Origin of the sequence: Tahibacter aquaticus (assembly GCF_004363655.1) — a bacterium.
GTDB lineage: Bacteria > Pseudomonadota > Gammaproteobacteria > Xanthomonadales > Rhodanobacteraceae > Tahibacter > Tahibacter aquaticus.
The window spans coordinates 1-9,624 of record NZ_SNZH01000041.1 but is presented as its reverse complement, the minus strand read 5'-3'; the positions used below and the strand labels follow the sequence as shown (position 1 = coordinate 9,624).

The window sequence follows — 9,624 nt, the reverse complement described above, 5'->3', positions numbered from 1 at the left end:
ACTTCCGGACCCAGCGGCGTCGTTACGTTCAGGGTGCGATTCATACGGAATCCTCGGACAGACGGGCAATCGGGAAACAGCGCACGGCAGCAGGCCGGCACGCGTGGCGGCCGGGCGACATGAGCAGTGAGTGGGTGCGGCGAGGACAGGCGCGTACAGAAGCGAGCCCAGCCTGGGCTCGCATTGCGGCATTGTGCAAGTTGCCCGGACCGACCATGACGGCACCGCCCCTTACCAGTGCGCGAATAGTGCCAGCTTTCTGCACCGGGGCACTGATAAATTTGAGCGATTTGTAGAAGTTTCGTGGCACTTAAATCCAACCACCGCGCCTCCGCACTTTTCTACAATGCGGTTACGGAACTCACTGACGAATGCACAAAAAGTGTCACAAGTTCAGCCCAGTTCTTGCATCGAACCGATGAAGGACAGACGCGGGCCGCCAGCAACCAGGAGAGACATCGCCGGCCAGCCGCGTTACGGACCGCATCTGTAGACGACGCGCTTGCCGCTACCAGACGGCCTTCCTATGAACGAACCGGACAAGCCGTCCGGTCAATCGGCGACCGGACCATTGCGCCTGAGAGCGGCAGCGACAGCCAGACCGCCACCACGGCGTTCGGCCCGGCCAGCATGCTTTTTATTTTGTATATCGCCGCTTCCTGACGCGACCGCCGGGGCGGCGTAGGCGGCATGCGGGGCTCGAATCACCTGGCCCAGTCGCCCGCCAGCAGACGCTGGCGGATATCGCCGTGCAGCGGCATCGACGCGGGCTCGCAGTGTGGAACCGTAGCGACAAAGCTTTCGCGGTCGTTGCCGATGCGCTCATCGTGCATAGGGCCGCTGCGCACCAGATTCGCGCCCTGGTAAATCCAGAATCGCGGCGGATCGGCCAGGTCGATGCCGCTCAGGAACGGCGTGTGTTCCTCGCGCCAAAGCCATAGCCACAACTCGCCGGGCGGGGCTGAGGCCGCGTGCTGCTCAAACACGGCATGGATCAGCGCGCATTTGAGACAGGTTTCCGATCCCGCTGCCAGCACCAGCCGCATTCCCGGCTGCTGCAGGGACTGTGCGATGAATGCCGCATCCTGCCAGGGGTCCAGCATCAGGCACCGCCGTGCTGCTGATGCAGCCACTGATACTGCGCCGTTGCGCGCGCCAGCAACGACAAGTCCGCAAGCACGTGGGCGCGCTGCAGATGGCACGCAGCGATACTGCGCAGATCCTGCGGTGCGCTGCCCAGGACGTGGAGCAGGTGCAGCCGTCCGGCAGCGGTGTCGCCAGCGACCGGCGCTCCGAGCAAGTAACGCGTGCCGGCCACGAAGCGCCGGCAGTGCAGCGACCACCAATGCGACAGTGCGACCGGGTCAGCCGCCGGCAGGCCGATATAACGGGACGGAATCGCGGCATCCGTATCCGGCAATGTGGACAATCCTGCGGCGTCGCCGTCCACGCCGGACAGGGCGCAGACGGCCCACAGCACCAGCGCAGACCAACGCGGATCTGCGGCCAGTTCAATCAGCGGCGCGAGCAGTGCCGCATCGCCGTGCCAGGCCGCGAATTCGATACGGTCTGGCACATCGAGCAGGCTGCACAGTGCGTGTGCTTCGGCGCTGCCACAGGGCAGGTGCAGGGCAAAGCTGCGCAGTTCGCGCTGCACGTTCGGATACAGCTCGGCGCGGTCGCCGCCAGTGAGTGCCGCAAGCGCCTGCAACCGGACACCGATGGCGTTGCCGAGTACATTGAGCGCCTGTGCAGTGACTTCTGGTGCTACGGCACTGTCGAGCAGGGCTATGGCCGCCTCGATGCGCACGGTCAGCACGTCGTCCCGCAATCGTTCCTCGAGCGCCGTCGCCACTTCCGGCAACTGCGCCCGTCGCTGCGCGAGTGCGACGCAGGCGGCGGCGCGCAACTCCGCATCATTGGCCCGGCTCGCTGCGATGGCAGCATGGCTGACATCGAGCGTGCACAGGCGCGCGGCGCGCAGCGCAGCGGCACGCAGCAGTGGCGATTCCTCCGTTCGCGACCAGTGTTCGATCCACCCTATGCGCGGCCCCATCGGATTGTCCTGCGCCCAGGCCAGGGCAGCGACGAACGCGTCGGTGCGGCGTGATGGTTGCTGCGCCACGCATTGCCACACGGCGCGCAGGCGTCCGCTGTCCTGCTGCTCCAGTGCGAGCACGGCACAGACGAAGATCTCGCCCGCGCCGCACCAGCGATCCAGCGCAGCCCAGGCTTCGGCCGTACCGCTTTCCTGCGCCACCACAAGGCCGTCCAGATGGGCCTGCAGCACGCGGTCCAGGTGCGCCAGCCGATCGAGGTCGACCAGCGGCGAGTCCAGACTACCCTGACGCTGGCACCAGTAGAAGGCGGCATCGCCCGCGTGGCGGTTTACCAGGGCTCGAATCGGCAAGGCCAGGGTCACGGCAGTGCAATCCGGGGAAAAAACAGGAACCCGCCGAACAAGTCGGAAACGGGTTTTGCAAGCCGGGGTTGCGTCGGACCGGGGGAGCAGGCAGACGCTTGCTTCGCCTGGATGAGCGAACGGGAACGCGAGCCGAGGTCACTTATCCATTTTTTTCCTAGTGATTTTTTCGACAGATAGCCATCTGGCGACTCTGCTGTGTTTCGTACCGACATGTCGCTCTCCTTCGTCGCCGTAGCGCTGCCACACCTCCGCCCAGCGCCTGTTTCCCGGAGGAAATCGCTCTGGAATTTCGTCGCGCTGCCTGCGAGATAGGACACTAGGAAACGTTGCTCCTTGCCGCACGATGCATTTCGACAGCGCTGTACAGCACCGTCCAGTGGCCGTCTTCGCGGAAAGCCGCGCCGCCGTAACCGGCCAGCAACAGCACACCATCGGCTGCGGACAGATTGCCGGCGTACGCCGCGACGCCGGGCGGCAGGTCGGCTACGGCGACCTTGTCGTCGGCGATGGTCCACACACCATAATCAGAGGTGCACCAGAGCTTTCCGTCATGCCAGACCATATCGCGGTAGGGCAGCTGCAATTTGGTCTTGTGGATACGAACCCATTCCTCGCCACGGCCTTTGAACACGCTGCCGTCCACATCGCTGATGTAAACCGAGCCGTTGCCCGCGCAGCAGACGGTTTCCAGGCGTGCGTTGGTGGGAAAGGCGAGCCGCGTCCAGGTCTTGCCGTCGTAGTGAAACACCTGACCTTCGCTGCCGACGGTGTAGATATCGCTTTCGCTGAAACCGTCGATATCCTCCAGGGTGTTGTCGCGGGAATCGTTGCGCTCCGGATCGGGAATGGACTGCGTGTGGGAAAGCCACTCGCCACTGCCAAGACGCTTGCCGACGCTGTTGTTGCCGCCGCAGAAATAGAGCCAGCCGCCGATGGTGCGCAGCTTGTTGATGGAACCGCGCATAGGACCGCCTTCGCGCCAGGAGCGCAGCGGCGCCTCGAAGCCCTTGCTGCCGCTGCCCATCGCATACACCGGGCCGTCGAGCGCGAGTGCCAGATGCTTGGGGTCCGGCTGCAGCGCGACGCCGGACATGAGATTGGCCAGACCGGTCAACGCCGTGCGCGTCCAGCGCGTTTCCATCGGACGCGCGCGGAAGTAGCCGACGATGTGCTGGCGCAACGATGAATCTTCCGGCGGCGGTTCGTTCTCGCGGTCCCATTTCGAGTCGGGCCAGCTGGTGTAGTCCTCGCGCGCGATGAAATAGAAGATGTTGCGGTCGCGTACCGCGCAATCGATGATGTTGTGGCCCTGAAAACAGGGCTTGAAATGCTCGAGGGTGATGTCGCCGATCATCTGTTCAACTCCGCTTATTCCGTATCGGAACCGTGCGAGTGGTCGCACTCGGTGCCGCCCTTGCTCTGCGAGGAACTGCCTGCGTTCGCGTCCAGTTGCTTGCAGTTCTTGTAGTAGTCGTCCAGCTGTGCCTGCAGACACTCGGGCTTGCACTGCTGGGTAGAGTTCTTGATCGCTTCAAGCGCACGGTTGCGCATGTCGGTATAGCTGATCTTGTCGCCGTGCTTCAGCTTGTAGTTGGTGATGCTCTTGGTCAGTTCCTTGTGCGCGCGGCCGTGACTACCGTAGGTGTTGTCCTGGCCTTCCAGGCAGATGGTCGGTGCCTCTTTGTACTTGTAGCCTTCGCAGCCCGCGTTCTTTACCGCTGCATCGGGTATCACGTGATGGCCCGTCTGCCCTGGACAACAGCCCTTGCCGTCATCGACGTAGTTCTTGCTCTTGGACGGTTTGAGCGGCCGTTTGGCATTGGACTCGTAGGGCACCAGCATGCACTTGCGCGCACGCAGGCAGGGATCGAGTTCGCCGTTCAGCGACATCAGTTCCGCCATGACCACATCTGGACGTTCGTCCCAGACTTTAAGCACGCCGCCCAGCCGCTCTTCGGCCTCGTTGAGCATGAAATCGATGGCCCGCATCTGGGCCTTGGCGTCCAGCGTGTTGAGCGCACCGGCTACCGTGTTCATGGCATCGTAGGCACTGGAAGCCGAGTAGCCGAGCTTGACGAGCCTGGCCAACACCATGACCAGTTTCCCTCTGCCTCCTACAGGCGACAGCCCGCCCGCCGCGGTATTCGCCAGGTGCCGGTAGGCCAGACCCTCGACAGCCTCGGGCCCCAGCTGCTCGCGCGCCTCGCGCACCAGACTCTCGTACCCGGACTGGATGATCTTGTCCGGGTGCTGCATATAGGACTCGAGAGTGGCCTTGGTCTTGCCCAGCTGATCCTTCAGCCCCTGGAGTTCCTCGGCATACTGCTCGGCGCCGGTGAACTGCGGCTTGACCCACATGCCGTCGCAATGGTCGTCCATCCACTCGTTGCCCGGCGGCTTGCTCTTCTGGTAACCGTAGATTTTCTGGCCCAGGCCATTGGCCTTGTCCAGCGCTCGGCGGACGACGCTGATCAGCCCCTTGCCACCCGCCTTGTCCTTGGCCTTTGCCGCATCGGACTTGGGCGCGCAGGCGATTCTCACGGCTTCGCGATCGTCTTTGCACACGGCCTTCGTGTTGAAGGTGTCCATGTAGACGTAGGTTGGCGTATTCGCCAGCGTCGCAGGTACCTTGGACGGGGTGCCGCCGCTGTTGCTGCCACTGCCCTTGTTGCCTGGCCTGCCCATAGTCTTATCCGTGGTTGTGGGTCATGGGATCGGTGTGCCGGCACACATTCAGACCCTGCACTTTCACGTCGGGCGACCAGTCGACGAAGTAGGCGTTGCCCTTGATGTTGTGGCTGACAAAGCCCATGCCGAGCAGGCGCGTTGCCGCTTCGTCGCCGAAGCTGTTGGAAAGATAGGACACGTCCTTGAGCGCGATCGGCGTGCCGCAGACGAACACACTGGTGGAGCCGTTCTTGAGGAAGCGACCGTAGGCCGTGTTGGAATAGGTCACCAGTTGCGGGCCGGCCGACGGTGGCGGCGGGCTCCAGCAGGGGTCTGGAAAAGCAGCGCGCGAGACTCCGTTCGCGGCCTTGGAGCAGAACTCGTTGTCGTTGGCGTAAACATGGGTTTCCATGCGGGCTCCAGGGGTCAGTTCGACTCGCCGCACAGGGCGAGCGCAACACGCGTGCCGTCGTCGCCGGCAAAATGAGCCAATGCGCTGCCACCAGTCCGGTCGGCGCGTTGGAACAGCAATCGCACCCAGCCCAGCATCAGCGGGCCCAGCGCAGCACCGACTTCGCCGACACAATCGGCCAGAGTCAGCGTGGGCAGCTTGTGCAGGCCATCGGTGCCCAGGCGCGTGAACGCATTGGCCGCCTCGCGCGCGTAGAAACTCTCGCCATTCTGGTCGGACAGGCGCAGATCGAATGCTTCGGGCGCGATCGGCGACTGTTCCAGCACAGCGCGCAGCGCGCGCGTCAGACCCAGGGCACGAGACGGTGTGCTGCCGTCGATGCGTCCCGGCTCGTCGCCGAAGCCGATGCCGTCGATACGCAGCGCACCTGGCGCAGGCGTCAACGAGACGCGGATCGCCGCGGCAGCTTCGCCGGGCAGAAAGCCCTGGCTGTTGTCATAGGTGAGAAGGCGGCGCTGGGCGAGGTAGTGATTGATCGTCGCAGCGTCGAGATAACTGTCGACACCCAGGATCACCACCTCGGCTGCCGGTCCGGCAAGCAGCCACTCGTGCGCGAGCTGCAACGCGGCACCGATGCCGGTACGCCCCAGGGTCACGATGCGCGAATGGGAATGCAGGCGTGCACCCAGCGTGGTTTCGAGTTCGGCATAGATCTGTCGGTAACGGTCATCGTCGCTGTGTGGGCGTTCGCGTTCGGCGGCGAGCAGCAGCACCGGCGTCTGGCTGAGGTCCGTCCGCGGCTGCGCTGTGCGCAGACAGTCATCAAGCGCACAGACAGCCCAGCGCGCGAGACGGCGTTTGCCCCAAAGTGTCTGGTCCGGCAGACGCGCGACCCGGATCGGATCGCCGTCGCGGCAAACGAAATCGCTTTCCTGGAAGTGATCCATGCCGGCACGCAGCGCGCAGTCGGTTGCGGCCAGGGTCATGCCGATCGCGGTGCAGGCGCCGGCGCCGGTGACGAACAGCGGTTGGGCATTCATGGAAATGGCAACTCCCGCCGCGCGAAGGCATCGCGCTTGTCGCAATCGGCACAGGATTCGTCCAGCCCCAATGCACGGCTGCGCCACCAATCCGCGTCGACGTCGCCCAGGGCAATCAGTTCGAACTCGCTGACATGGCGCGCGATCGGCACCTGTGTGCGCCAGACGACCGAGAAGCGCCTGGCTTCGGTTTCGAAGAAAACGGTATCGGCCCTGGCATCCAGAAGGTCGCTGCGATAGTTGCGGCGAAGGACGCGCACCGGCAGCACCAGGGGCGGCAGTTGAAACTCCAGTTGCGGATACTCCGGATCGAGATTGATCAGCTTCACTGCTTCCCCACCGCGCGGGAAATCCATTTGCTGATCCTCGGGCGCGCTCTGGAAGTACTGCTCATCGAAGTCTTCGGGCAGGAACGGAAACACGTTGCGCTGCCAGTGGTCGTCGCTCGTGCCGGCAAAACGCTGCCGCGAAGGCCACTGGCGGCCGATGGCGCCTAACGTGACCGGCCGGTGTGGATGTTGCGGCTGGGTGATCGGATCGGCGATGTCTTCCAGGCTGGCCGCCGGCATTCCGTCGATGGTTTCGTTCGACAGGCGGCTCATCCAGCCGATGCCGACCGGATTGTCGCTGTAGGCGTCGGTCAGTGGCTGGCGGTCACGGCCGGGATACGTGCGGCTGCCACCGTGTGCGAACCCCAGGTGCAGCGGCAAGGTGACAAATGCAGACGGTGGGCCGAGCTGATAACCCGCCAGGGTCCGCCGCCATTGGCGCGGTCCAACCACACGCAGGGCCTTGGCCAGTGGGCCGACACGAAACCCCACGCCCAGTTCGGTGACAGCCTCGCCGCGTGGCGCGTGCGCGCAGGCATCGAACACCACGTCGCAGCGGGGTTTGAACCGCGCAAAATCGTCGCTGCAGCGCAGGGCCGACAGACCGGGCTCGCCGACGTAACTATCGCTCTCGACGAAGGGTTGCGCCGCCTGCGGCCGCGGTCGTTGCCCTGGCCGTGGAATCTGCCAGGTCGACTTGCCGACGATCACAAGGTACTCGCGACCGCGCGCGTCCAGCACGGGGGCTACGGCTGCAGCGATGTACTTGCTTGCGGTTACGACTTCCATGGGGCAGCGCCGTTGTGATTCGCCGCAGCCGGCGTGCGGGACAAGGCTGTCGGTCTGTGCCGCTTGGTCGAGGTGACGGTTGCCATCGGAATCAGGCTCCGGACGTTGCCGATGCAGGCGCGCGATCGGCGCGAATGCAGAAAAAGACGACAGCGACAAATAGCAGCCAGAGCACGTGCAGCAGCAGATCGATTGTCGTGGCATCGGCAGCGAGGAATGCGGCAGCGCAGGACAGGCCGAAGACCGTCGCCAGATATACGCGTGCCACGAACAGCGAGCGCCGCAGCGCAATGCGCAACAGGGCGAAGGCCGAGAAAACGATCAGCGCGAGCCAGCCTATGATGACCAGGAACAGCGGCAGGCGGGCCGATACGCCCTGCATCTGCTCCATCAGCACCAGGCTTGCGGGAATCGTCAGCAGCGCCTGTATGCCGGTGAAAACCAGCACCAGAAGGCAGACCAGCATCGTAGCCTTGAGTGGCAGGGTAAGTCGTCGGTTGTTCATGAGCGCGCAATCAGTTGATCTGCACCGAACCGCCGCGAATGCGCTGCGTGGCAGTCGCGTGGCTGGTGATGTAGTGCCCGCGGATCTCGATGCGTCCGTCCGCATGCATCAGAATCGCGGCATCGCCGCAGCGTAGTTCCAAGGTGCTGCGCGCCTGAATGGCGACCCGCTCGTAGCCGTCGACGATCACCTCGGCCGGGCTGGCGTCATCCGCTGCAACGGTCGCCGTCGGTGTCTGGAAGTCCGTAATCAGCACGCCGAGAATGATCGGTCGCGCCGGATCGCCCTGTTCGAAACTCAGCGCGACGGAACGGCCGACATGGTTCGGGTCCAGCTGGCACAGGGAGCGCGCGGGCAGTGCCGTCAATCCGAACTCGGCGATGCTGACGAGGGCGATGCCCTGCTCGCCCAGAGCATCTACGGTACCGATGCCGACACCATCGACGCGCGCCGGCGGCGATGCCGTCCGCGTGACCGGCCGCTGCAGCAGCAGGTCGATGTCGGCCGCTTGCGCGCCCGGCGCGAGCAGCTCCGGCTCAGTTTTCAAAGATTTTGCTCCCCTTGATCTTGACGTTGCCGTCGGCGCGCATGGTCTGTTCGCCGCTGGCGATGCTGCTGATATCGTGGCCGTTGATGCTGATGGTGCCGTCCTTCTTCATGGTCAAGGATGACTTGCCGATAGTCAGCGTGATGCTTTCCGCGTCCATCGTGATGTTGGAACCCTTGCCGGCCGTGAGGCTGAAGGTGTCGCCGACATTCGAAGTGAGACTCTTGCCGATGGTGTCGCTGCGGCTGATGCCGACCGTTGTATACATCATCGCACCGACATTGCGGTTGTAGCCCAGGCCCACGTTGGTCATCTTGCCCAGGCCGACGTTCTGCATCGAGGCCATGCCGATCGTTTCGGTCTTGAATTTGGATACAGTGATCGACCAGTTCTTGCCGATCTTGTCGACTTCGTTCTTGTCGATGGTCTTGTTGCGGCTTTTGTGTACCGTCACCTTTTCGTTGCCGTCGACGGTACGCGTGCGATTTTCGTGCACGGTGATGGTTTCGTTCTTGTCGACGGTTTCGGTGCGGTTCTTGTGCACCGTGATCAGTTCGTTGCCGTCGACGGTCTCGGTGCGGTCGTTGTGCACCGTGATGGTTTCGTTGTGATCGACCGTCTCGGTGCGATCGTGCTTGACGTGCACGGTTTCGTCGTGGTCGATGGTCTTGGTGCGGTCGTGCCCGACCCAGTGCGTCTCGTCATTCTCGACTTCGATGTCCTGGTTCTTTTCCGCGTGCAGCCAGACCTGTTCCTCGCCCTTCTTGTCCTCGAAGCGGAACGCGTTGGCGTTCTGCCAGGTCGCGCCCATGCTCGATCGCGTCAGGAAGCCCGACTGTGTCGCATTGGCCGGCAGGCCCCAGGGATGCGGGTTGTTGGTGTTGTAGACCCGACCGACGATGATCGGCAG

The 9,624-nt window shown here is 63.8% G+C and carries 11 protein-coding genes; all 11 read right to left on the bottom strand.

Features of this window, described 5'->3' with window-relative positions; translation table 11 throughout:
- Positions 1-704: 704 nt before the first annotated feature.
- Positions 705-1,103: a hypothetical protein gene (locus tag DFR29_RS28555; protein ID WP_133822048.1), complete on the bottom strand. Its 399-nt coding sequence runs from the start codon at positions 1,101-1,103 to the stop codon at positions 705-707.
- The gene (locus DFR29_RS28550; protein WP_133822047.1) at positions 1,103-2,422 is read right to left on the bottom strand and encodes a hypothetical protein; all 1,320 of its coding nucleotides are present in this window, start codon (positions 2,420-2,422) and stop codon (positions 1,103-1,105) included. Before DFR29_RS28550 ends, DFR29_RS28555 begins: the two co-directional genes overlap by 1 nt.
- Positions 2,419-2,637 (bottom strand): hypothetical protein, encoded by a 219-nt coding sequence (locus DFR29_RS28545; protein ID WP_133822046.1) that lies wholly within the window; start codon positions 2,635-2,637, stop codon positions 2,419-2,421. Before DFR29_RS28545 ends, DFR29_RS28550 begins: the two co-directional genes overlap by 4 nt.
- 104 nt (positions 2,638-2,741) lie before the next feature.
- A complete protein-coding gene (locus tag DFR29_RS28540) occupies positions 2,742-3,779 on the bottom strand; it encodes a hypothetical protein (protein ID WP_133822045.1) in 1,038 nt (345 codons plus the stop codon).
- Between the two features lie 14 nt (positions 3,780-3,793).
- Positions 3,794-5,110, bottom strand: coding sequence for an HNH/endonuclease VII fold toxin-2 domain-containing protein (locus DFR29_RS28535; protein ID WP_133822044.1), 1,317 nt, complete (start codon positions 5,108-5,110; stop codon positions 3,794-3,796).
- A gap of 4 nt (positions 5,111-5,114) precedes the next feature.
- Positions 5,115-5,504, bottom strand: coding sequence for a DUF4150 domain-containing protein (locus DFR29_RS28530; RefSeq protein ID WP_133822043.1), 390 nt, complete (start codon positions 5,502-5,504; stop codon positions 5,115-5,117).
- A 14-nt stretch (positions 5,505-5,518) separates the two neighbouring features.
- Positions 5,519-6,544, bottom strand: coding sequence for a hypothetical protein (locus DFR29_RS28525; RefSeq protein WP_133822042.1), 1,026 nt, complete (start codon positions 6,542-6,544; stop codon positions 5,519-5,521).
- The gene (locus DFR29_RS28520; protein ID WP_166654420.1) at positions 6,541-7,662 is read right to left on the bottom strand and encodes a DUF2169 family type VI secretion system accessory protein; all 1,122 of its coding nucleotides are present in this window, start codon (positions 7,660-7,662) and stop codon (positions 6,541-6,543) included. Before DFR29_RS28520 ends, DFR29_RS28525 begins: the two co-directional genes overlap by 4 nt.
- A gap of 91 nt (positions 7,663-7,753) precedes the next feature.
- On the bottom strand, positions 7,754-8,167 hold the full coding sequence (locus tag DFR29_RS28515) for a hypothetical protein (RefSeq protein WP_133822040.1): 414 nt from the start codon (positions 8,165-8,167) through the stop codon (positions 7,754-7,756).
- A gap of 10 nt (positions 8,168-8,177) precedes the next feature.
- Positions 8,178-8,714, bottom strand: coding sequence for a DUF6484 domain-containing protein (locus tag DFR29_RS28510; protein ID WP_133822039.1), 537 nt, complete (start codon positions 8,712-8,714; stop codon positions 8,178-8,180).
- A partial coding sequence (locus tag DFR29_RS28505) for a bacteriophage T4 gp5 trimerisation domain-containing protein (protein ID WP_425598903.1) occupies positions 8,704-9,624 on the bottom strand: 921 nt, incomplete at its 5' end. The genes DFR29_RS28510 and DFR29_RS28505, both read right to left, overlap by 11 nt.